Genomic DNA, 24,214 nt, shown 5'->3' on the forward strand with positions numbered 1-24,214 from the left:
GCATGATGGAACCCAAGCAGCTCACGGTGCGACGCTGGTCCGAACTCTCCAGCAAACCACTCTCGGAAGAGAGTGTGCGTGCTCTGCACTTACCCGCGAGGAAGTATCGGGTGAGCGTTGATCGGTATTCGCCGGGGGCAGATGTCGGTGGCGAAATGCGGGCCGGTACGTGCTACGTGTTGGCTGGGCACTGCCAGATTGAATTCGGCACGCAGGTCGCCCAGCTCGCCGCTGGGGATGTCGCAGAGTTTCCTGAAGGCGGGTATCGCGTGGTGGTGAGTCGCGAAGCTGGGTGTGTTGTTGTTTTTGCTTGGGAGCTTCCAGAGGAGTTTGCTCGATAGGAGAAGGTCGGACTCTGCGTTGCGGAGTCCTTCCACCTCAGTGCCCAGGTGTCAGCCTGGGCACCAGCAATCCCTGACATCCCTTCTGGAACCATTGCCCATTCCCAGGACTGGAATGCATGGGCAAGCCTCACCCCAGATTCGTCCCCATGGCAACACGGGCGATATCCGAGCCCGTCGAGGACGGTCAGGCGACCGGGCTGAACAACCTCAAAGCGGCGTCAGGGACTCGGCTTCACGCCCCAGACGCCCACCTTGCCGTCGTCCATGCCCCAGCTCACGAAGCGTCCGTCGGGGGAGAAGTTCGCGGTGCTTCCCTGCTCGTCGTCCCGGTCCGAATAGGAGAAGACGCCGCGTCCCTCACGAACGTCGATGACCTCGAACGCGCTCGTGTCCGGCCCCGCCGCCAGCAAGGTGCCCTCCCGATTGAACTCAAACTGCAGGGCCCCGGAAGCCGGAGCCCTGATGATCCGAGTGGTTTCAAGTCCGGGAAGGTCCAGGAACAACAACTGGCCAGCGGAATCCGCGGCGACCAGCGACGCTCCGGACGGCGTGAACGCCACGGTCCAGATCCGCTGTGAGTCGAACGTGCGGGTCCCCACGGGCTTACCGGTCCTCGCATCCCAGAGGCGAACCGAGCCATGTGTCGCGGCGCCGTCCTGCTCCTCGGCGACGCCCGCTGCCGCGAACCGGCCATCCGGCGACAATGCGCAGCCGTAGAGGAAGGCCGGGTCCTCCAGTCGCCACACGAGCCAGCTGCGCTCCAGGCCCCAGAGCAGGACGCGTCCCTGGCTGGCCGTGAGCAGCAGGCGCGTGCCGTCCGACGACAGGCTCCCATGGGCGACGGACCCGCCAGTCTCCACCGAGGACAACAGCTTGCCATCGGTGACGGACCAGGTCTGGAGGGTGCCGCCTGCCGTCACGGACAGAAGCCGCTGGGCGTCGGGCAGGAACCACGCGCCCACGCATCGGGAGACGGGGTGCGCGACAAGCGGAGCCGACTCTTCCGAGTGCAGGTCCCACCAACGCAGCGGCGTACCGCCCTGCTTCTGGACCGACAACAGATAGGGCGACGACGCATCCCAGGCCAACCGCTGCCACCGCGAGTACGGCGAAGGTTCCGGCGGCCCCAGCATCCGCAGCAGGGACAAGTGCCTCGCGGTGTCAGGGGTCAGCGGAAGGGAGGGCATGAGCATGGTGCGGATCCGGGGAGCGCGCCTGGCCTCTCAGCGGCGCGGCTTGAAGGGCTTTCAGAAATGGGGGCTGCGATGACTCGCTTCGCACGCTGCGTCAAGCCAGACCGCGCACGGGGGGCTTGAGCCGGACCGAGTTGGCGACTTCGGTCGCTGCGTCACCGGTGCGCCAGGTCGGTTCGGCAGCGCGACAAGACCCGTGAGCGAGGCGCGCACGGCAGAGGCGACAAACTCCCTGACACGGGGGGGTTGTGGCGAGCGCGGCGTCTGCACCTGCTTGGGATAACTGCTCGAGGCGCCCGCGGCCCTTCCCCATGCGCATCGTAATCGGCGCCGAAGAAATCACCCGTACTGCCGGTGCGTAGATGATGGGCTTCGTTGGAAGGCTTCAGCGCGGAGTGCACGGTTCCGGCGAGTTCCCCGAGACACCGCCCACGCCGTCTCGCTGACTCATGAGGCTGAGCGGCTCGTCGCGAAGGGAGTGCCAGGCCAGCGCTGCGGTACTCTCGGCCAACGATTCGCCCCCGAGCCCACACGCACCGCGAAACCGTGCGAGTTCCACCCACCTTCATGACTGTGGGTGGAAAGCTGACAACGGCCCTTCGTCACGACATCCGGGCGCGACGGGGCCGCCCCAGGCGGAACGTGCGCATGCGTTCCGTGGCGGGGCAATCCACCACGGGACGCCGCTGGCGCGAGGTGGCCCGGTTTCTACATGTGCCCAGGCTGACACCTGGGCACTGAGTTGGAAGGACTTCGCAACGCAGAGTCCGACCGTCTCCTATCGAGCAAACTCCTCCGGAAGCTCCCAAGCAAAAACAGCAACACACTCAGCTTCGCGACTCATCATCACGCGATACCTGCCTTCAGGAAACTCTACGACATCCCCAGCGGCGAGCTGGGCGACCTGCGTGCCGAATTCAATCTGGCAGTGCCCAGCCAACACGTAGCACGTACCGGCCCGCAGTACGCCAGCGAAATCTTCCCCCGGAGAATACCGATCAACGCTCACCCGATACTTCCTCGCGGGCAAGTGCAGAGCACGCACACTCTCTTCCGAGAGTGGTTTGCTGGAGAGTTCGGACCAGCGTCGCACCGTGAGTTCTTTGGGTTCCATCATGCATCTCATTGCGGGAAGGTAATTTCAATCTTGGCGAACGCAGCCCGAGCATACGCCACGCCCTCCGCAGTCGGCATGAAGTGGCCGCTTGTGTTGTCGATAGTGACGCCAAAGTACGTGCAGCCGGCACGGGCAATTTGAGCCTCGCCCGCGGTAAGAACCGCGCGCCCACCAGATAGAACCGCGTGCTTGATCTCCACTCCCAGGGACGCGCGCATTCGGCGGCAGCCTGGGGCTGCTCACCCGAACGACACCTGCGCACTCACCCGAGAGCAACGGGATGGCCGGAACCTTCGTGAAGACCTTCAAGCGCGACTACGTCTACCTCGCCCGCCTGGACAGCGCGGAGGCCGTCCTCCGACAACTGCCCGCGTGGTTCGACGACTACAACCACGTGCATCATCACAAGGGCCTGAAGATGCGTTCCCCTATCGAGTACCGCCACGCAGCATCCCCCCTCTGACCATGTCCGATTTGACGGGGGCAACTCCAGAGTGCTGCTCACCGTCTGAACCTACAGTCCACACGAAGTGCGGGAGAGTCACGGAACCAGGCGACTCCCAGCCCGGAATTGGGCCGCCTCCAGACTCGCCAACTCCCACCTCAGCGCCATCCAGAAACAGCCGAGCCCCGTCCCGAGGCGCGGACAGGTACTTTGGCGCACAACCACCGTACCTTGAGAGATCGACCACCTCCTGAAGCACCGGCACACCCCCTGCACACGTCGAGCGGACTCGCGCGAATCCCGTTCCCCACCACGCCCATGTCCCGCTCCGTCCTTCTTGTCTTCCTGCTCTGCGCCTCTCCCTCCGCCTTCGCCAGCTCCCTCCAGTGCAGCCACAGTGCTGGGCCGTGTCATACGAATGCGGACTGCTGCTCATCGGCGAATGTCTGCTCCCAGGGCACCTGCCGATCCGCATATGGCACCACTCTCCACTGCAGTCGTGGCGGTGGCCGCTGTGCCACCTCCTACACGTGCTGCCCAGGCTTCACCTGTGAGAACATCAATACCGACGCATCCTTTCCCACCGGGGTCTGCACGCCGTCCTCTTCATGCATTCCCATGGACTCGCCATGCGGTGCTGGAGGTGCCTGCTGCGACGGACTCGTGTGTCGCGAAGGAACGTGTGTCCACCCCACGCTCGCGGGCCCCCTCACGTGTGGCTCAGCAAAGGCATCGTGCGAGAGCACCACGGAGTGCTGCCTCGGACTCACCTGCTCGCTGGGACGGTGTGCGGAGCCCGTCACCCACTACCGCGACGTTGGAGAGTCCTGCGGGCCGCAGGCCCCGTGCTTCCTCGGCAATACCTGCGTCAGCGGCGTCTGCATCTACAACGGCGCCCTCCGCACAGCCTCCTCCCGCACACCAACCCCGTCCGAGGCAGGTGCTGACGTCCTCCCACCGACTCCTCAAGCCAAGCTGCGAGGCGCGGCCGCCATCTGGCGTGACGTCCACTGGGGGGAGGACGCCAAGAAGCAGGAGGCGGAGCGCCTCGAGCAGAAAGAGGACGCACGACGAGAGGACTCGCGACGCGAAGAAACGAGGCAAGAGGAGCGCCGTCGCCAGCAGCGTGAAGACGACCGGCGCGAGGAGGAGAGGCGTCGACAGCAGCGCGAGGACGCTCGGCGGGAGGATGAACGGCGTCGCCAGCAGGCAGACGACGCACGGAGGGAAGAGGCACGCCGAGCAGCGAGTCGCAATGGCTGGTAGGCGCTGTAGGTAGTGAAGGGAAGCACTTCTCAATCACCAAGAGTGCGCCTGTCTCTCATGACTTTCGTCGAAGCGAGTCTCCCTGAAGCTCGGCGGTGTCGTCGCGTCACCCCTTGTCGCGATAAGCCATCGGGTGGGGGCTTGTTCCTCCGCCCGTCGCGCGGTCCCCGGGCGCCCCGGGGTACCATCTCCCAAATCCACGGAAGAGCATCCAGGCCTCATGAATTCAACCATCCAACACCCGTTCCGTCTCACGCCGTCCCTCCAGCGACTCGCCTTCTGGGCTCTCGTCCCGTTGCTGCTCACAGGCTGCGGGGAGAAGGATGACGGCCTGAAGTCCACCATCCGCGTGCGCTATGCCGACGAGTGGCTTTCCCTCAACGAGGTGGGACTCATCACTTTCGGCATTGAACCGGGATTCAGTCGGTACCGTGTCCACTTCTGCGGAGACTTCGAGCCCGACGACGATGTCCGCGGTGACAGGGTCCACGCCTGCATGTCGCTCTTCTACGCAGCAGGGGAACTCCCCGTGGGGCCTTGGTCCCTGGACATCGCGGGAATTGGCGCCCCTCCAACTGGATTCCTTGGCTCGGGACCGGGAGAGTTCACCCCAGACGAGCAACACTCTCCGCGCATCATCTCAGCGTGGTCAGCGATGGGCTGCGAGTCTGACCGGACCTTCCTCCAGCCGCCCCATCGAGTTGAAGGCAAGTTCGTGATGGAGAGCGAAACGCCCGACCACCTCAAGGGGTGGCTTGAGTTGACGGCCACCGTCGACGACGCGGCGAGCGTAAGCCCCTGTCAGGCGGATGAGATTGTAGGCCGCCTCGAATTCGACTTTTCCCCCAAGAAACCACGGCAGGTGTACCCGCGTAGCCCCTGAGCGGGCGCACATCCCTGTCTCGGGGAATGCCGTAGGCTCACGAAGCCACGCCCAAGGTACGTCGGCTGGCAAAAGAGTTCTGCTTCACTCTTCACGCACCTCGACAAGGTAAAGGAGTGCGCATCAAGACGAGCCGCGCTCGACAGAAGGCGCGACGGTGGAGCGCGGGCACTCTTGGCTGAATCGCTTCCGACGACTGCTGATGCGATGGGAGAAGCGCGAAGACACCTCTCTGGGAATGCCGCACCTCGCGGTGGGCATCATCCCCTGGTTCCACGCGCTCCTACCGAGATAAGCTCCGGGATGTTGGCCCCTCAATTGCCTTGGGCCGAGGCAGCCCCCGTCTCGTCACTGGAAGCCGAGCACCCATGCGTTCCCGACCCTTCGTCCCTGTCCTCCCGGCCTCGTCCACCTCGTCTGTCCGCTCCAAGGAGGTGGCCCTGTGAGCCGCATCGCGGGATGGGTGGTGCTGGTGCTGGCGCTGGTCGTGTCGTCCCCCCCGGCCGAGGCCGCGCAGGCGAAGAAGACCCAGGCGCAGAAGACCCGGGTGGCGGTGCTGCGCCCGGAGGGCCCCCAGGCGGATGCGCTGCGCAGGGTGCTGACTCAGGAGCTGGGCAAGAAGGGACGCGGGCGAGAGGTGCTGCCCGCGAAGAAGGTGGATGCCCAGGTGAAGCTCATCCGCGGCGGTCCGAAGTCGGATGAGCAGCGGCAGGCGCTGGCGAAAAAGCTCGGCGCGGACGTGCTCATCCTCGCCTCGGTGAAGGGGACGAAGCGCTGGGACGTGGAGGTCCGCGCCTACTCCGGCAAGGACGGCACCCTCCTCACGGAGGAGCGCTGGGACGTCCGCACCAACCGCGCCTTCCCCGACGTGCGGCGCGAGCTCGAGCCCAAGCTGGGCGCGGCCCTGAAGGCGGGCCCGGAGCAGCGCCCCCCGCCCGCCTCCGTCACGCCTCCCACTCCTGTCTCCGAGCCGGAGGTCGCGCCCCCGGCCCCCATCGCGGAGGCACCGCGCCCGGCGGTGGTGAAGCCTCCTCCGCCCACCGTGAAGCAGGAGGAGCCGCCGGTGAAGTCCGAGCCGAAGGCCGCCGGCCCTCGCGACCTGGACGGCCCCATCCTGGAGGCGCTGCTGTCCGGACAGGGGCTGTTCCGCCGCTTCAACTTCTCTGGCAACAACGCCGACGAGCTGCCCGACTACAGCCTCAACAGCGCCGCGATGGCGAGCCTCGCGGTGAGCTACTTCCCGCTCTCCCACTTCACGGATGGGCTGGTGCACAACCTGGGTATCGTGGCGCGGGGCTCACGCTCCTTCGGGCTGTCCACGCGGCTCCCGGATGGCTCCAGCTACGGCACCACCGCGCAGCTCCTGGAGGGAGGCCTGCGCTTCCGCCTGCCGCTGCGGTGGCTGGAGGTCTCGGTGGGCGCGCTGTACGGCACCCACTCCTTCGCGGTGGAACTCCCGCCGGAGAGCACCTTCGCCCTGCCCGACGTGGACTACCGCTTCGCGCACGTGGAGCTGGGCCTGCGCAAGGCGCTCACCGAGCGATGGGCCATCGCCGCGCGCGTGGGCTACCAGCACGTGCTGAGCGGCGGCGAGCTGTCCTCGGACGACTACCTCCCGGAGCTGAGCGGCTCCGGACTCGATGGCGAGCTCGCCGTGGAGTTCGCCCTGACGCGCATGCTGGGCCTGCGGATGGGCGGAGAGCTGCGAAGCTACTCCTTCACCGCCGACGCCGCGGAGGGGGCCCCGGTCTTCGCCGGCGGCGCCAAGGACCTGTACTTCAGTGGTCAGCTCGGCGTGTACCTGCGGCTGTAGCACCCGCACACTGAGGGGGGCTGTCCCCCACGCCTGTGGCGCCCCCTCCACACTTTTGCGCGAGGCCCTCACGAAAAGTCGGGTCTGATGAAACACGCATGCACGTGTGACACGAGTTTTTCAGTATCCGTGTCATCGGGCCATTTGACCGATGCGCGTGCGAGTCGCGGCTACATTGACAGGAACGCGCAATCCATCCGATTGGTATGTCTCCCAATGATGGAGGCGCTCGTGCCGAGGATGCGTTCACAACGGTTGTCACGAGAGCCAGCGGAGCGGGGACGGTGGTGGCGCCCGGTGGTGCTCGGGCTGTTCTTGAGCGGGGCTGCTGGCTGCGAAGGAACCATCTCCAACCCGGAGGGCCCCGGTGGAGGGCCCGGCCCCGGTACGCCCCCGCCCACCGTCATCGAGAAGCCAGCCCCGTCCGTGCGGATGGCGCGCCTGACGCACGTGCAGTGGACCCACAGCGTGCAGGAGCTGCTCAGGCTGGACGCGCCGCCCACCACGCTGGCGGGCACCTTCCGCGCGGACCCCGCCCAGAGCGGCTTCCTCTTCGACAACGATGCGCGCTCCCTCTCCGTCGACGAGGCCCTCTGGGGCGCCTACCAGCGCGCCGCCGCGGAGCTCGCCGGCCAGGTGACGACGGACGCGACGAAGCTCGCGCGCCTGCTGCCTCCGTCGACCGCCACCGGCGAAGCGCGCGCCCGCGCCTTCGTGGAGTCCTTCGGCCTGCGCGCGCACCGGCGCCCGCTGACGTCCGAAGAGGTGGAGAGCTACCTCGGGCTGTACCGCAAGGGGCCCCAGGCCTACGCGGACATGGCGGCCTTCGAGGGTGGCATCCGGCTGGTGATTGAAGCCTTCCTCCAGTCGCCCCACTTCCTCTACCGCGTGGAGCGCAGCACCCAGGCCGTGCAGGACCGGGTGCCGCTCGACGACTACGAAGTGGCTTCGCGGCTGAGCTACGGCCTCTGGAGCGTCATGCCGGACGACGCCCTGTTCGCCGCCGCGAGCGAGGGCACCCTGCACTCCCGCGAGGGCGTCGCCGCACAGGCACGGCGCATGCTCCAGGACGCGCGCTCGAACAAGGTGGTGGAGGCCTTCCACCGCACCCTCTTCGACGTGCCCCGCTTTGCCGCCATCCGGCCCTCCCTCACGCGCTACCCGCAGGTGACCGAGCGCCTCGGGGAGCACGCGGCCCGGGAGACGACCCTCTTCGTCCAGGACGTCGTCTTCTCCCGCAAGGGCGGCTACAGCGACCTGCTCACCTCGCCGGCCACCTTCGTCAACGACGAGCTGGCGCGCGTCTACGGGCTGAGTGGCACGTTCACCGCCGACTTCGTCCCCGTGACGCTGGACTCGCGCGAGCGCAAGGGCGTGCTCACCCAGGTGGGCTTCCTGGCCTCGCACGCGACGTCGGTGGACCCGGACCCCATCCACCGCGGCGTCTTCGTGTCCGAGCGCATCCTCTGCCGGAAGATTGGCGCGCCGCCGGCCAACATCCCACCGCTCCCCGCCCCCCAGGGCCGCACCAATCGCGAGGTCGTCGCCTCGCACACCGAAGCGCCCGGGTCCGCGTGCGCCAGCTGCCACTCGCACCTCATCAACCCGCTCGGCTTCCCCTTCGAGAACTTCGACGCCATCGGCGGCTACCGCACCACGGACAACGGACATCCGGTGGACGCCAGCTCGACTCCCACCATCAACGGCGAGAAGGTGCCGGTGCGCGACGCGCTCGACCTGGCGGACGCACTCGCGGCCAATGAGGGGGTGCATGCCTGCTACGCGCAGCACTGGGTGGAGTACCTCCACGGGCGCCCGTTCGCCCACGAGGATGGGCCGCTGGTGGAGCGGCTCGGAAAGCTGTCGAAGGCGGGCAACCTGTCCATCGTCGACCTCGTCGTGGAGGTCGTCACCAGCGAGGGCTTCGTGAATCGCCACCCGGAGGAGCTGCCATGAAGCTGAGTCGCCGGATGGTGTTGAAGGGCCTGGGCGGGACGATGCTGAGCCTGCCGTTTCTCGAGGGGCTGGTGCCGAGGACCGCCCGCGCGGCGGACTCGGGGGCGCTGCCGTACGCCATCTTCTTCCGTCAGGCCAACGGCGTCGCCTCGGCCCAGACGACGTCGGAGCTCGGCGCGGAGCCGGAGCGCTTCTGGCCTCGCACCCTGGGGGCGCTCACCGCGGACAGCATCGCCGGGCGGGCCGTGGGCGTGCTCAATGACCACCGCGCGCACCTGCTGCTGGTGCGCAACGTCAACATGAGGGACTACAACTACGGGGACGGCCACGCCCGCGGCGCCATGCAGGGGCTGACCGCGCGGGGCCCCGTGGTGGAGGGCGCGGGCGGCGGCTCCGAGTCCGGAGGCGAGTCCATCGACCACCGCATCGGCCGCGAGCTCAACCCGCAGCAGCGTGACTCGCTCGTCTTCTACGCGGGCCGGCGTGGCGGCTGGCTCGGGGGGCCCTGCCTCTCCTACCGGAGCAGCAACGTGCGCCGGGCCGCGCTCCATGACCCGTGGAATGCGTACCAGACGATGATTGGCGGCCCGGGAGGACTGACTCCCGAGGCTCGCGAGCAGCTCCTCGTCCGGCAGCGCAGCGTGAATGACTTGGTGAAGGCCCAGCTCCAGGCGCTCCAGCAGCGTCCCGAGCTGAGCGCGTCAGACCTTGAGCGCCTGGACCTGCACCTGTCCAACGTCCGGGACCTGGAGGTCTCCCTGAGCTGCCGCATGCGCGCGGACCAGGAGCTCATCCTCCAGCAGCAGGCGCCCGGCTATGACAGCACGGACGGCACCGAGGTGCTCGCCACCGCCAGGCTGCACATGGACATCGCCGTGATGGCGATGGCGTGCGGCACCAACCGCGCGGCCGTCATCCAGGTGGGCAACGGCAACGACGGCGACACGCGCTACCGCGACCCGGGCACGGGGCAGTTGATGGAGAACTTCCATTACGTGTCCCACCGTCGCACGTCGCACGACGCCAGCGGCGGCATCATCACCGGCTCGGACCTGCTGCACCACCACGTGGACGTGCAGTTCGCGAGCGCGTTCAAGCACCTCCTGGACCGGCTGGTGGCCTACCAGATGCCGGACGGGAAGCGGCTCATCGAGCACGGCGTGGCGGTCTGGTACAATGATTTGGGCAACGGGCCGGCTCACTCGGCGCGCGATGTGCCCTTCGTGCTGGCGGGGAGCTGCAATGGCTTCCTCAAGCAGGGCGTCTACGTCGCGGCGTCGGGCGGCGGCAATCCCAACCACAACCGGATGCTGAACACGATTGGCACCGCCGTGGGGCTGAAGAACGCGGCCGGTGGGAACCTGGATGACTTCGGTGACCCGGCGCTGACCAAGGGCGTGCTCTCCGAGCTCATCGCCTGAGTGGCCGAGTGCGGCCTGCTCCAGCGTTCGGCGCTGGAGCAGGCCCTCCCCCGTCCCTCAGTAGAAGGTGATGGTGAACTGCTCCCATTGCCCCACGGAGGCGCCAGCGGCATACACCCCGCCGTCGCCACCGTTATCGGCATACAGGTAGCGGGGGGTGAGGAGACTGTTCGTCGACAGGGCCACGGTGTCTCCGGTGCCGATGGTGAGCAGACCCGTGCCGGAGATCTTCGTGATGCGGAAGGTTTCATAGCTGCCAGGCGCCGTGGGGGTGGCTGTCACCTCCGAGCCGCCACCGTTCACGGCCATGACATAGTTGCCGTTGACCGTCTGCAGGTGGATGAGGTCGCCGGTCTGCAGCTCGAAGCCGTTGCGGTCCACCAGCTGGAACTTCTCCCAGGGCCCCACGGCGCCGCGATTGGCGTTCACCGCGCCGCCGCCGCCGCCCTCGGCCACCACGTAGTGGCCGCGCAAGGCACGCAGGGAGATGGTTCTCGAGTAGAGACGCGCCACGGTGGCCGCGTCCGTGATGCTCAGCGAATCGCGCTGTCCGATGGCCTGCCCCCCCAGTGGCTCGATGGTGGGCAGCCCATTCTTCGAGAACGCCGTCCTCGGGTAGTGCATGATGGAGCCGTAGTCATAGGCGAGGATGTCGTCACCGTCGGCGATCTGCTGGTTGAAGTTCTGCTCATAGCCCGCGAGGATGTTCTCGGGCCGGACGAGCACGTAGGTATTGCGGTCCTCGCGCGACTGCTCGTGCCAGAGGCCCAGGGCGTGTCCGATTTCATGGATGGTGTTGCCCGTGCTGCACCCGGCCTCCAGCGACACCGTCTGCCTGCCACCAATCCGTCCCACGTGGGCACTGCACCCGGTGCCCGTCTGGAAATTGATGTAGTTCGGATACAGCGCCGCGTTGAGCACATTGCGTTGCACGAAGCGCAGGTGCGTACGCTGTTGCCAGTGGTTGATGGCGTCCGTGATTCGCGCCTGGTTTGGTACCGCCGCGTCGATGGTGTAGGGCACCTCGGAGTTGGTCCAGCGGAAGTTTGCGCCGGTGATGGCCACGCCCTGGGCGTGGACTCCCGGGGCGTCGAGACCTCCCCGGGCCTTCACCTCGCGCACGCGCGCCTCCATCTCCTCCACCGTGCCGAGAATCATGTCTCCCTCGAAGAGGGCCAGTCCATCCACCTCGGCGTACTTCACTGGCACCAGCTTCCCTCTCGCGGCGTTCCAGGCGTAGCCCTCGCGAACCGGGGCGCCAGCCGGCACTCGGGCCATCTCCGGGTCCAGGGCGGGACGCGACTCCAGTCCCTCACCGCAGGCGGTGAGCAGCAGGCTGGGGATGAACAGTGCAACCAGCGCGGACTTCAATGTGTTTCGAAGCATGGTGCCTCCTTTCCGGAAGGCATTCCGGAAAGCAGGAGACAACCACATCACCCTGACATTTGTCGTTTGAAATGGAGGACCCCATCCATTCGTGACAAGCCCAGGCGCAAGGGCTCCAGCAGAAGGCATGGGAGGCATTTCAGCGCCCTTGGTGCTCCAAGCATCCGCGCTCCTGGGACCTACCGGCGCTGTCGGCGGTGCGCTGCCCTTTTCCATCACGGCCCGTCGATTACTGCGGGGGCGGCAAATGCATCTCATGGGCATCTTGTCTATGGCCCTCGAATGCTTGTCGGCTGGTCGCCGGAGAAATGTTGCGCATCCGTCTGTTGCGCGCCGAGCAATAGGGAGTAAGGGATGGTGTCGTTCATTCCATGGGGGGGACGTCCATTCCGGGCTTCAGCCTGCTCCTCGGAGAGAGACACTCGATGCAAAACCGTCCTGGTGCGCTGTGGTCGTGGGGACTCGGCGTGATGCTGGTCTTGTCGCTCGGAGCATGTGGTGTGGAGCCCCTTCCTCCCGCGGATGAGGTGTCGCAAGAAGACGACGGGGCGTTGACGAGTGAGCCGCTGCAAGCCTCGTTCACGTGGGACCCGTATGCGGACGCGGTGGCGTCGGGCACCAATGCGGCGGTGCTCAACGCGAGCGCGGCGCTGGGCGCTCCGGATGGACAGGTGGCGACGCTGCTGGGCCTGCTCAACGCGGCGCTGGTGCTGGACCTGGGTGCGGGCGAGGAAGGCACCGGCGACCTGCGCGTCTACTACAAGGGCCTGTCGTTGGCGCTGGTGGCTCAGGTGGACTTCCTGAAGGCGGATGGGACCTTCATCGGCTCCAGCTCGTTGCACCTGGTGGAGCTGGGCCTGGGGACGCATATCGCCGTGGCGACGTACCCGGGGAACGTCCCCTATCGCTACGTGCGCCTGAAGGGCGCGGTGGCGCTCTACCTGGTGGACGCGGTGGAGACGTCGCTGCGGGCCGTCTGTGGTGACGGAGTGCTGGGCGGATTCGAAGTCTGTGACGACGGCAATCAACTCTCGGGCGACGGCTGCAACAGCGTCTGCAAGTTGGAGCCGGGCTACACCTGCACGGGACAGCCGACAGTGTGTACCGACATCGACGAGTGCGCCGCCGGTACCGACAACTGCGACGACAACGCCACCTGCACCAACATCGGGGGCTCCTTCACCTGCGCCTGCACCGCGGGGTATGAGGGCGACGGCGTGACCTGCACCGACATCGACGAGTGCGCCGCCGGTACCGACAACTGCGACGACAACGCCACCTGCACCAACAGCGAGGGCTCCTTCACCTGCGCCTGCACCGCGGGGTACGAGGGCGACGGCGTGACCTGTACCGACATCGACGAGTGCGCCGCCGGCACCGACAACTGCAACGAAAACGCCACCTGCACCAACACCGGGGGCTCCTTCACCTGCGCCTGCAATGCGGGGTACGAGGGCGACGGCGTGACCTGCACCAACATCGACGAGTGCGCCGCAAACCCCTGCCTGAACGGCGGTACCTGCATCGACGGCGTGGGTAGCTACACCTGCAAGTGCGCGCCCACCTACGAGGGGCCCATCTGCCAGTCTTGCTCCGGCACCCTCGCGGACTGCAACGCGAACTCGTCCGACGGCTGCGAGGTGAACCTCCAGAGCGACGCCGAGAGTTGCGGCGCCTGCGGCATCGTGTGCTCGACGGGTCAGATCTGCTCGAACGCCACCTGCCAGGCCATCCCACCCGGCCAGGTCCCCGGCACGCCGGTCAGCTCCCCCGCGAACCACAGCCCGCTGGCCCCGGCGGTCGCCGATGTGAATGGCGACGGCAAGCTCGACATCCTGGTGGCCAATGCCGAATCCGGGTCGACCCAGACGCCCTCTGGCTCGCTCTCCGTCTTCCTGGGGAATGGCGACGCCAGCGTCCAGTCGGAGGTCAACTACGGGAGCGCCTCGCTCTCCAGCAACGCGGTCGTGGCCGTGGACGTGGACGGCGACGGGTGGCTCGACGCCGTCACTGTCGACGGCCAGACCAACCTGCCCCTCATCAACGGAACCATCAGCGTCTACAAGAACCTGGGCTCGAGCGCGCCCGGGACCTTCGGCGCGCCGACGAGCTTCACCACCGGCACTCCGGGCTCCGTCCACCTCTGCACCGGGGACTTCGATAACAACGGGGTGGCTGACATCGCCACGACCAGCGTGACCCAGAACCAGGTGAGCGTGCTCTTCGGCACCGGCGCGGGCAACTTCGGCGCGCCCACGTTCATCGGCATCCAGAGCACCGGCGGCGCGCAGTCGAGCATCGCCTGCCGTGACCTGAACAGCGATGGCTTCTCCGATATCGTGGTGACGAGCCCCTCCAGCGCACGCCTGTCGGTCCTCATCAACCAGGGCGACGGCTCGTTCGCCGCCCCCGTCGCCTACAGCAATTCCGCCAGCGGCCAGACAGCGGGCATCGCCTTCGGCGACGCCAACGGCGACGGCACGCTCGACATCCTCTCGAACGGCGCGGCCGGCCGGTTCCTCTTCTTCTTCAGAGGGAACGGCAACGGCACCTTCGCGAGCGGCGCTCAGTCCACCGCCGCGACCAATACGGCCGCCAACTCGGCGCTGGGCGTCGTGGCCGGTGACTTCAACGGCGATGGCAAGCTTGACGCCTACATCCTCGTGACAGCGGCCTCGGGCGGCGTCCGCCCGATGACCGGCAACGGCAACGGAGGCTTCACCGCGGGCACCGTCGTCACGACCGGCGCCTCGCCTGGCCTCAATGCCATCGCCACCGCGGACATGGACGCGGATGGGTACCCCGATCTCATCCTGACCAACAGGGGCTCCGGCACCGTGACCGTGGTCCCCAACGGACTCTAGGTCGCTGTCCGCGAGGCCGAGATGGGGTGGTGTGCCCTGATTTCAGCGCGGTCTCGGTAGGAGAATCGGTGCGCCGCGTGCTTCGCGCGCGGCGCACCGAAAGACGCGCAGGCGCCTGACGGGCATTGCATCGCTAGCTCGGGCTGCTGCGCGCCAGGCGCGCTTTTCGTAGAGTCCCACGCCATGAACCTCCTCACCTTCGGTCTCAACGTCACTTTGGACGGGTGCATCGACCACACCCAGGGCATCGCGGACGACGAGCTGCACGACTATTGGACGCAGCTCATGGACCAGAGCGGGGCGATGCTCTTCGGTCGCAACACCTACGAGCTGATGGAGGGAGCCTGGCCCGCGGTGGCACGCGATGAAAAGGCGCCGCGCGCGATGCGCGAGTGGGCACAGAAGCTCGAGGCGAAGGCAAAGTACGTCGTGTCGGGCTCGCGGAGCGACTTTCCGTGGCGGAACACCATCAAGGTGGAGGGTGACCTTCGCGAGGCGATCTCAGCGCTGAAAGCGAACACCGAGCAGGGTGTCCTCGTCGGCGCGCCCAAGCTCGCGACCGCGCTCGAGGAGTGGGGGCTCATCGACGAGTACCGCATCGTCATTCATCCCGTCATCAGTGGCCACGGGCCGACGTTGTTTCAGGGCCTGTCGAGTGCGCGGCAGCTCGAACTCCTATCGACGCAGCGGTTCAAGTCCGGCGTACAGGCGCTCCACTTCCGTCGCAAAGCGGGATGAGCGTGGAAGGACCCCGAGCGCGTCACCGGCGACTGCCCGTGCGGCAGCGTCGGCTGGGCGAGCGTGTGACCGAACACTGCTGACACACCCTGTCAGCACACCTCGGGCACAACCTTGGGATGCACAAACGCACGATGAGCCCATTCACCCTTGCCATCTCCGATTCCGAGCTCGCCGACCTTCGGGCGCGGCTGAAGGCCACTCGCTTCCCCGCGGCGGTCGAAGGCGTCGGCTGGGACGATGGCACCGACGCTGAGCTGCTCAGGCAGTTGGTCACCCACTGGGCGGAGCGCTTCGACTGGCGCACCGCCGAGCAGCGCCTCAACGCGATTCCGCAATTCATCGAGGAGATCGATGGCGAGCGGGTTCATTTCGTCCATGCGCCGGGTCAGGGCGCAACCCGCGTTCCCATCGTCCTTGCCAATGGCTGGCCCTCGAACTTCGTCGAGTTCCTGCCGCTCATCCCGCTGCTCACCGCCGAGCGAAACGGGGTGTCGTTCGACGTCATCATTCCCTCGCTGCAGGGCTTCGGCTTCTCGGGCCGGCCGACGAAGAAGGGCATGAACATGAGTCGCATGGGCCATCTCTGGGCCGAGCTGATGACCCGGCTGGGCTACGAGAAGTTCCTCGTTGCGTGCTCGGACCTGGGCTCCGGGGTCTGCTTCAGCCTGGTCCGCAACCATCCCGGCCGTCTCATGGGTGCGCACTACCTCAACGTCTTTTCGGGGTACCCGCGGCCGGAGGCGCCGACGCCCGAAGAAGTGGACTACTTCCGGCGCGTCGACCTGTGGACCTTCACGCAGGGCGCCTACGTCATGCTTCACGGAACCAAGCCGCAGACGCTCGCCGTCGGCCTCAACGACTCACCCGCGGGCCTGGCGTCGTGGATCATCGAGAAGTTTCACGGCGGGAGCCGGCTGCGGGACGGCCGCCTCGAGTCGGTCTATTCGCTCGACGACCTCTGCACCCTGCTCTCGGTCTACTGGTTCACCCAGACGATTGGTTCATCGGTTCGGCTGTACAAAGAGGCCTTCGCCGATCAAGAGCTGCTGGCACCGATGCCCCGCCACGACGTGAAGCATGGCGTGCTGGTGCCCGCCGACGTCGACAATCCCGCGCCGCGCGCCTGGGGCGAACGGCACTTGCAGAACCTTGTCCACTGGACCGAGGCGCGGCAGACAGGGCACTTCCCAGCACTCGAGACTCCGGAGCACTACGCGGCCGATATCCGGGCGTTCCATGGCACCCTGAGGTGAGCCGCGCGCACGCATGGACAAGACCGAACGCCTCTTCGCAGTCATGGACGCACTTCGCCGGCACCGCCGCCCCGTCACCGCGGCGGCGCTGGCCGAGGAGCAGGGGGTTTCCGTGCGCACGCTCTATCGCGACGTGCGGACGCTCATCGGTCTTGGCGCGCCCATCGTTGGCGAGGCGGGCGTGGGCTATATGCTGAAGCCGGGCTTCTTCCTGCCGCCGCTGATGTTCACGGCCGAGGAGCTCGAGGCGCTGGTGCTCGGCTCCCGCTGGGTCGAGGCCCAGCCGGATGCCGGCCTTGCCGGGGCGGCGCGCAATGCGCTGGGAAAGATCGCCACCGCCTCGCCCGACGACCTGCGCGACCGGATGAAGGACACCGGGCTCTGGCCCATCCTGATGCGCGGCGGGGCCGCGTCCGTCCCGGTGCTCGGCCTCGTGCGCCGGGCCATTCGCGAAGAGAAGGCCCTCCTCATCGTGTATGCCGACGAGAAGGGCCAGCCGAGCCAGCGCGACATCTGGCCGGTGCAGCTCGCGTTTCACGAGGGCAAACAGCTCATTGCCGCCTGGTGCTGCTTGCGCCAGGCCTTCCGCCATTTCCGCGTCGACCGCATCACCGCGGCCTCGGCGACCGAGGCCCGCTACGGCCGCCAGCGGTCCGTGCTGGCGCGGGAATGGAGGGAGGAATGGGAACGCCTGTATCCCGACTGAGTGCAGCCTGGGCCTGAATCAGCGCGGCTTCAATCCCAGCCGCATTGCCAGGAATGAAATCATCACGTCGGCCGCGGCCTGGGTGTATTCGTTCGTCATGCGGCCATGAAGGTAGAAGGACATACGCAGGCTCGCGGTGCCGAACTCCACCGCCAGCGCTGCGATGTCCGGCGAGCCCCGCGGGATGTCGATGCCGTGCGTCGCGAGCAGGTTGCGCGCGAGCGTGCCGAGGCGCGCGATGGTGGATTCGAGCGCGCGAAAGCTCACATCCGAGACCGGTCCGGTCAACAGGACGACCTGCGCCGCCGGATGCGTGCGGTAGAAATCCGCCGCCTCCTGAACCATGCGCGTGAGCGGTTCCTGCCAGTCCTTGGCCCCCAGGAGGCTTTGGGCATAGTTCGTCAGGTGCGCTTCCAGCGCCGCCAGTTGGCGCTCCGCGAGCTCGTTGAGCAGGGCTTGGGGGGTCGGAAAGAACTTGTAGATTGTCGACCGCGGGTACTCGAGACGCTCCGCCAGCGTCGGAATCGAGAAGGCCGAGAGCCCTGATTCGAGCAGCAACTCCTCCGCCGCCTGGAGCACGGCATCGACCCGGACCTTGGCGCGCTGCTGCTGCGGCTTGCGCGCCACGAAATCTGGGTTGGGGGCGGATTGACGCGCATCGTCAGCCATGGCGCTTGACTCCATTGCGTTCGTCGCGGACTCGAAGTCGGCGGAGCTGGTTCTTCCACGCCAGGGTTCGCTCGACAACCTGGCCGGCGGCGGCCGAGTCGTTCCTTGGACTCGACGCCCGGACGGGCACCCGCCTGGCCCTGATTTTCGCTTGAGGCGACTAGGCGACAAATGTCGCTTACGGCACTTTCGCGACAAATGTCCCTTTTCAGGGTAAACGTGAAGTGAGCTCATACCGCGCGTGCGGCTCGGCAACTGGCGTCTTGGAGCACGCGCCCACCCGGTCGGACTGAGGTCCCATCCGACCGACCCACAGGCTGTCAGGAGGAGGGACGTCATGGCGGCACGTCTGACTCGAAGCGTTCTCGTCGCGATGTGTTTTCTGAGCGCCGGCATCACACCGTCACCGGCGGCAGCACAATCGGACCTGCTCGGCAGCAAACGTGGCGGGCACTACTGGTTCGATTTCTGTACGGGCAAGTCCGATGCGACGCTCCTACCGCCCGACCCACGGTCACTCGTGACGCCGACGGCGAACAAGAACGTCGTCTTCAACGTGGGATGGAACTCGTGCATGAACCGGGCTCCGCTGACGTGTGGCGAGCTGCGGTCGACCAATGCGGCTGGAGGGCGGCTGCTCGGCGGAAATGGAAATCCCGATGCCGGCTGGGAGTTCAGCGGCCATTCCGCCTGGAGTCTCTGGTCGATGTCGGCGTCTCAGTACAACGCGCTGTGGCTGAGGTGGGGCCTGCCGTTCCGCCCTTCCGACTTCGACAACCTCGTCGCCGAGCGCTACGGCACTCCGCTCAGCTCGCAGCGCAATCCGTATCCTCTCCCGTTCGAGGATCCGAACCGCACGAACGGTGGCTCCGGCCAACTGCCGATGGCCCTGACCCAGACACGCAACGCCGACGGCTCGTGGAGCGGACAGATTGGCGTCACGTGTTCTGTCTGTCACAGCGGCCAGATTGGCAAGGCGAGCGACGGCGCGGGCCTGGGGGCGTTACACGGCACCAACGGCCTCACCGACGCGTCCCTGTTCCTGGGCGAGCTCGGAGGCCTCAACCCCGCCTTCACGATTGCCTCCCTGAATCGCATCCGCGGCACGGGGAACATCACCAACTTCCAGCTCTTCGCCCTGCTCACCATCTTCGACCCGGACGGGACGATCCCCGGCGTCATCCTCAATCCGGCGATCTGGGCGGCCGGCTCGACCGGCACGGAAGACCCGCCGAACTGGTGGAACCTCGGGCACCGGCCGGTGAAGTTCTTCGACGCCGGGATGAGCAGCGACGCCACGCGCATCGAGCTCTCGTGGTACATGCCGGGCGCCGCACTGCCGAACTACGAGGGCGGCTACGACTGGATCCTCGAGAACGAGTACGAGGCGAACACCTGGATGCTCGGCCTGAAGTCGCCGGCATACCCTCTACCGGTCAACACGACGCTCGCGCAGCAGGGGTCGCTCCTGTTCCACACGCTCGATCTGTGGGCAGCGAACCGCAACAACCCGGTCGTGAAGCCGCAGCAGGCCGGCAACGGCTCGTGCGCGAGCTGCCATGGAGCCTACGCGCCGCGCTACGTGAACGATCCGAGCTTCCTCGCCAATCCCTTGTTCGAGGGCATGGCGGCCAACGTCACGCCGATCAACATCATCGACACCGATGAAGCCCGACTGCTCGCCAACGACGGAGCCGTCGAGACCCAGGCCAGGAACAGCTTCTTCGGGTACAACGGCAAGGACGGGTGCGCCGAAAAGTACAACATGATCGGCTATCTCGCGCAGCCGCTCTACGGTGTCTGGGCGTCCGGTCCGTACTTCCACAACGGCTCGGTGCCCGACCTCTGGAGCTTGCTCAAGTCGTCGGACCGCCCGCGGATCTGGCGTCGCAAGTCGAAGCCGGCGAGGTTCGGCGTCGTGATGGGATTCGAGACCGACCTCGCGAAGGCGTATGACCCAACCAAGGTCGGGTGGAAGTACGACACGATTCCGTGCAGCTATCTGACCTTCTCGCCGTTCAACCACTGCAATCCGTGGGATCCGAACGAGACGCCGCTCATCGAAGGCGGACTGTCGCTGCTGTACGGCAACGGCGCGCTGGCCTGGAACCTCCTCGGCAGCATCACGGCCCCGAGCTTCTCGAACTCGGATATCGAGGACCGCAAGATCTACAACACCCGGATGTTCAGCCAGTCGAACTCGGGCCACACGTTCACCGACGTGCTGACCGATGCGGAGCGCACGGCGCTGATCGAGTACATGAAGACGCTGTGAGCCCTACGCTGGAGCGTGGCGGGGATTCGATCGCCACGCTCCGGCGCTGCGGCGGCCCACCCGCGCAGCGCCTCCAACCGACGGGCGGGTCTTCGTAACGCGGCTTCAACGACGCGGCGCGGCGACACGGGAAGTGCGCGACGAGGGGCCCGTGGCGGTTCCGTCACGCTGACCCTCGTCCAATTTCAACCATTTCCGCAAAACTCCAGCCCAGGCGAAATCAGACCACACGTACCCCTCGACTGCGACTCAGACGCAGACTCACGCCCAATTCAAGGCATGCTAGACACTACCTGGGCTGGAGCCTCGATTCCTGGAGGGGCATGGCAACCCAGCCTTGAACACTTGCCAGGAGATGCGCCCGTGGCGACGAGGGCAACTGTATTTGCATTGGTCTGTAGTGCGTGGCTGTTCGGCTGCAGTGCCAATCCAGGAACCTCGGATGATACGCAGGAGACCATCGACAACCTCGTGGAGGCTGGGTTCCCGGCCACCGACATCGCGGTCGTCGATGGCGTCGTCTACGTTGGAGGTGACGCGGCCGTAAGCCTTCAGGCCTCCCGCGAGATGCTCCAGACGGGCAAGGGCAGCCAGGAGCAGTATCGCACGACCAACCTCATCAGCCCCTCCGTGAGGAAAATCTGCGTCAACCCCACCTCCTCGTTCAACAGCTACTCCCGGCTGAGCCAAGGCCTTGACCTGGCCATCCAGAACTACAACGAGTTGGGCCTCACCTTCACCCTGGCACGTGGCCCCACCACCGGCTGCAACGCCAACATCACCGCGGCCACCACCTCGGGCGCCGGTGGCTCCTCGGGATTCCCTTCCGGCGGCAACCCCTACGGCACCCTCAACATCAGCACCTCGCTGGCGTCCTCCAGCGTCGACGTGAACGAGCACGTCATCACCCACGAGATTGGCCACACCATCGGCCTCCGCCACTCGGACTACTACAACCGCGCCATCAGCTGCGGCGGCACCGCCTCCAACGAGGGCTCTGCCGGCGTGGGCGCCATCCTCATCCCCGGCACGCCATCCACTGCCACCGTGGGCGGCTCCCTCATGAACACCTGCTTCCCGTCGAATACGACGGGCGAATTCACGAAGAGCGATGTCGCGGCAGTACGCGGTCTGTACTTCGGACCGCATCCTGAGCCTTGGCTGTCGATGACTGAACTTTCGGGTGCTGCGGGCGCCTTCCAGTACTGGAGTCTCCAGGTCCCCGCTGGCAAGTCGCAGGTGACGTTCAAGCTCAGCGCCGGCACGGGTGACGTGGACCTCTATGCCAGGTTCGGCACGCCGCCGACCACGACGACCTACGACTGTCGTCCCAACCTCAGCGGCAACAACGAGACCTGCACGTTCACTCTGCCTCAGGAAGGCACGTACCATGTTGGCCTTTACGGGAACTCTTCGTACTCCGGAGTCAGCCTGACCGGCACGTACGACGATCCGCCCCTTTGCCCGCCCTGGCCCTTTCCCTGGCGTTGGCCCATTCCCGTGGGCCCTCCTCCTCCGCCCCCGCCTCCCTGGGACCCGATCATCAACATCGCTGACAGCATCGTCGGCCACTTCAACTACTGGACGCTCGACGTCCCCTCAGGCCAATCGGTGGTGACCTTCACGCTCAGCGGCGGCAGAGGTGACGCGGACCTCTACGTCAATTTCGGCACCGTCCCGACGACGACGGCTTTCCAATGCCGTCCGTACCTCGGCGGAAACAACGAGACCTGCACGCTGACAGTGCCGTCGGCGGGCAGGTACTACGTCGGCCTCCACGCGTACTCGGCCTATTCGGGCGCTACTTTGACGACGACGTACTCGGCCGGGCCGTAGGCTCGAGACGCGGTGTTCCTTAAGACGGCCTTGAACATTTGCCAGGAGATGCACCCATGGCTACAAGGGCAACTGCATTTGCATTGGTCTGTAGTGTATGGCTGCTCGACTGCAGTGCCAATCCTGGGACCTCGGATGATACGCAGGAGACCATCGACAACCTCATGGAGGCTGGATTCCCGGCCACTGACATCGAAGTCGTCGATGGCGTCGTCTACGTTGGAGGGGACGCGGCTGTGAGCCTTCAGGCCTCCCGCGAGATGCTCCAGACGGACAAGGGTAGCCAGGAGCAGTATCGCACAACCAACCTCATCAGCTCCTCCATCAGAAAAATCTGCGTCAACCCCACCTCCACGTTCAACAGCTACAGCCGGCTGAGTCAGGGCCTTGACCTGGCCATCCAGAACTACAACCAGTTGGGCCTCACCTTCACTCTGGCACGTGGCCCCACCACTGGATGCAACGCCAACATCACCGCGACCACCACCTCAGGCGCCGGTGGCTCCTCGGGATTCCCCTCCGGCGGCAACCCCTACGGCACCCTCAACATCGGCACCGGCCTGAACACCTACAGCGTGGACGTGAACAAACACGTCTTAACGCACGAGCTCGGCCACACCATCGGATTCCGTCACTCGGACTACTACAACCGCGCCATCAGCTGCGGCGGCGCCGCCGTCAACGAGGGCAGCGGGGGCGTGGGCGCCATCCTCATCCCCGGCACGCCATCCACTGCCACCGTGGGCGGCTCCCTCATGAACAGCTGCTTCCCGTCGAGCACGACGGGGGAATTCACGAAGAGCGATGTCGCGGCATTGCGCGGTCTGTACTTCGGACCGCTGCCTGACCCCTGGCTGTCGATCACTGACGTTTCGAGTGCTGCTGGCTCCTTCAAGTACTGGAATCTTCAGGTCCCCGCTGGCAAGTCGCAGGTGACGTTCAAGCTCAGCGCCGGCACGGGTGACGTGGACCTCTATGCCAGGTTCGGCGCGCCGCCGACCACGACGACCTACGACTGTCGTCCCAACCTCAGCGGCAACAACGAGACCTGCACGTTCACTCTGCCTCAGGAAGGCACGTACCATGTCGGCCTTTACGGAGCCTCTTCGTACTCTGGAGTCAGCCTGACCGGCACGTACGACGATCCGCCCCTTTGCCCGCCCTGGCCCTTTCCCTGGCGTTGGCCCATTCCCGTGGGCCCTCCTCCTCCGCCCCCGCCTCCCTGGGACCCGATCATCAACATCGCTGACAGCATCGTCGGCCACTTCAACTACTGGACGCTCGACGTCCCCTCGGGCCAATCCGTGGTGACGTTCACGCTCAGCGGCGGCAGAGGTGACGCGGACCTCTACGTCAACTTCGGCGCCGCCCCGACGGCGACAACCTACCAATGCCGTCCGTACCTCATCGGCAACGGCGAGACCTGCACGCTGACAGCGCCGTCGGCGGGCACGTACTACATCGGCCTCCACGCCTACTCGGCCTATTCGGGCGCCACTTTGACAACGACATACACGGCGGGGCCGTAGGCGGAAGCACGGAAAGAGGGACCGGGCGGCGGACGGGCTCAGCGAGTCGGCCGCCCGATATCTCCCAGGTAGACGCCGATATCGTGTGTCCGTCGAGGACTTCGCGTGTGTACCGCTCGGGGCAGTGGCTCTTCCAGAAGTAGAAGTCGATATCCGCGAGAGGCTCCGGCGTCCCCTCCAGGATGGAGGGCACCTTCGTGTTGAGCAGAGCCACGAGGCCCTTGGACAGGTCTCCGTAGAAAGTGAGGATGCGCTCCGGATTCTCTACGTCCGATAGAAGGGCGGCGGGGAGCCACTCCTCCAACTCCGGAGGCCAGCAGGCGTTGAGGCCCAGCTGCGTGCGCTCGCCGTCCTCTCCCAGCACGGCACTGAGGCGCCACGCCTGCGTGCTCAAGCCGTGCTGCTCCTCGTACACGCACGCGGCCCGCTGGCTGACGACGTTCGCGGCAACCAGCAGGCGGTAGGGAAGCAACGCATCGAGTCTCAGGCTCGCGGTGCGCGGTCGGGCCAGGAAACA

General features: G+C 66.4%; 15 protein-coding genes and 2 pseudogenes. 14 read left to right on the forward strand and 3 right to left on the reverse strand.

The features are described 5' to 3' along the window. The first annotated feature begins 2 nt into the window (after positions 1-2). Positions 3-341, forward strand: a complete 339-nt coding sequence (locus ACN469_RS20235; RefSeq protein ID WP_498770303.1) for a hypothetical protein — start codon at positions 3-5, stop codon at positions 339-341. 221 nt (positions 342-562) lie between these two features. Here the strand turns inward: ACN469_RS20235 and ACN469_RS20240 are convergent, their stop codons facing one another. After that, positions 563-1,537: a WD40 repeat domain-containing protein gene (locus ACN469_RS20240; protein ID WP_498770305.1), complete on the reverse strand. Its 975-nt coding sequence runs from the start codon at positions 1,535-1,537 to the stop codon at positions 563-565. A gap of 1,334 nt (positions 1,538-2,871) precedes the next feature. Here ACN469_RS20240 and ACN469_RS20245 point away from each other — a divergent pair. The 6 genes and pseudogenes from ACN469_RS20245 to ACN469_RS20270 form a co-directional block, all read left to right on the forward strand. After that, positions 2,872-3,117: pseudogene (locus ACN469_RS20245) on the forward strand (integrase core domain-containing protein); the annotation flags it as partial. Between the two features lie 1,468 nt (positions 3,118-4,585). Further along, positions 4,586-5,248, forward strand: a complete 663-nt coding sequence (locus ACN469_RS20250) for a hypothetical protein (protein ID WP_498770307.1) — start codon at positions 4,586-4,588, stop codon at positions 5,246-5,248. A 157-nt stretch (positions 5,249-5,405) separates the two neighbouring features. After that, a pseudogene (locus ACN469_RS20255) lies at positions 5,406-5,543 on the forward strand (IS5/IS1182 family transposase); the annotation flags it as partial. 147 nt (positions 5,544-5,690) lie between these two features. Further along, a complete protein-coding gene (locus ACN469_RS20260) occupies positions 5,691-7,061 on the forward strand; it encodes a hypothetical protein (RefSeq protein WP_498770309.1) in 1,371 nt (456 codons plus the stop codon). A 240-nt stretch (positions 7,062-7,301) separates the two neighbouring features. Beyond that, complete coding sequence (locus ACN469_RS20265) at positions 7,302-9,017, forward strand: DUF1592 domain-containing protein (RefSeq protein WP_498770311.1); 1,716 nt, start codon at positions 7,302-7,304, stop codon at positions 9,015-9,017. Then, on the forward strand, positions 9,014-10,438 hold the full coding sequence (locus ACN469_RS20270; RefSeq protein ID WP_498770313.1) for a DUF1552 domain-containing protein: 1,425 nt from the start codon (positions 9,014-9,016) through the stop codon (positions 10,436-10,438). Before ACN469_RS20265 ends, ACN469_RS20270 begins: the two co-directional genes overlap by 4 nt. Positions 10,439-10,495: 57 nt before the next feature. Here the strand turns inward: ACN469_RS20270 and ACN469_RS20275 are convergent, their stop codons facing one another. Then, positions 10,496-11,824, reverse strand: a complete 1,329-nt coding sequence (locus tag ACN469_RS20275; protein WP_498770315.1) for a M12 family metallopeptidase — start codon at positions 11,822-11,824, stop codon at positions 10,496-10,498. A 425-nt stretch (positions 11,825-12,249) separates the two neighbouring features. Here ACN469_RS20275 and ACN469_RS20280 point away from each other — a divergent pair, with 425 nt between their 5' ends. The 4 genes from ACN469_RS20280 (at position 12,250) to ACN469_RS20295 (ending at position 17,388) form a co-directional block, all read left to right on the forward strand. Next, positions 12,250-14,688 carry an FG-GAP-like repeat-containing protein gene (locus ACN469_RS20280; RefSeq protein ID WP_498770317.1) on the forward strand — a complete coding sequence of 813 codons (2,439 nt, stop codon included), beginning with the start codon at positions 12,250-12,252 and terminating at the stop codon, positions 14,686-14,688. 183 nt (positions 14,689-14,871) lie between these two features. Further along, on the forward strand, positions 14,872-15,426 hold the full coding sequence (locus ACN469_RS20285; protein WP_498770319.1) for a dihydrofolate reductase family protein: 555 nt from the start codon (positions 14,872-14,874) through the stop codon (positions 15,424-15,426). Positions 15,427-15,560: 134 nt separating this feature from the next. Further along, complete coding sequence (locus tag ACN469_RS20290) at positions 15,561-16,682, forward strand: epoxide hydrolase family protein (RefSeq protein ID WP_498770321.1); 1,122 nt, start codon at positions 15,561-15,563, stop codon at positions 16,680-16,682. Between the two features lie 13 nt (positions 16,683-16,695). Next, entirely contained in the window at positions 16,696-17,388 is a 693-nt protein-coding gene (locus ACN469_RS20295; protein WP_498770323.1) for a helix-turn-helix transcriptional regulator, read from the forward strand. Positions 17,389-17,406: 18 nt separating this feature from the next. On the opposite strand, the gene ACN469_RS20300 is transcribed toward ACN469_RS20295, so the two are convergent. After that, a complete protein-coding gene (locus tag ACN469_RS20300) occupies positions 17,407-18,057 on the reverse strand; it encodes a TetR/AcrR family transcriptional regulator (protein WP_498770325.1) in 651 nt (216 codons plus the stop codon). Positions 18,058-18,394: 337 nt separating this feature from the next. Here ACN469_RS20300 and ACN469_RS20305 point away from each other — a divergent pair, with 337 nt between their 5' ends. From ACN469_RS20305 to ACN469_RS20315, 3 genes are all read left to right on the forward strand, one after another. Further along, positions 18,395-20,332: a c-type cytochrome gene (locus tag ACN469_RS20305; RefSeq protein ID WP_498770327.1), complete on the forward strand. Its 1,938-nt coding sequence runs from the start codon at positions 18,395-18,397 to the stop codon at positions 20,330-20,332. 471 nt (positions 20,333-20,803) lie between these two features. Beyond that, positions 20,804-22,168, forward strand: coding sequence for a M57 family metalloprotease (locus ACN469_RS20310; protein WP_498770329.1), 1,365 nt, complete (start codon positions 20,804-20,806; stop codon positions 22,166-22,168). A 164-nt stretch (positions 22,169-22,332) separates the two neighbouring features. After that, positions 22,333-23,697 carry a M57 family metalloprotease gene (locus ACN469_RS20315; RefSeq protein ID WP_498770331.1) on the forward strand — a complete coding sequence of 455 codons (1,365 nt, stop codon included), beginning with the start codon at positions 22,333-22,335 and terminating at the stop codon, positions 23,695-23,697. Positions 23,698-24,214: the final 517 nt, after the last annotated feature.

This window comes from Corallococcus terminator (assembly GCF_049194865.1).
Classification (GTDB): Bacteria; Myxococcota; Myxococcia; order Myxococcales; family Myxococcaceae; genus Myxococcus; species Myxococcus terminator_A.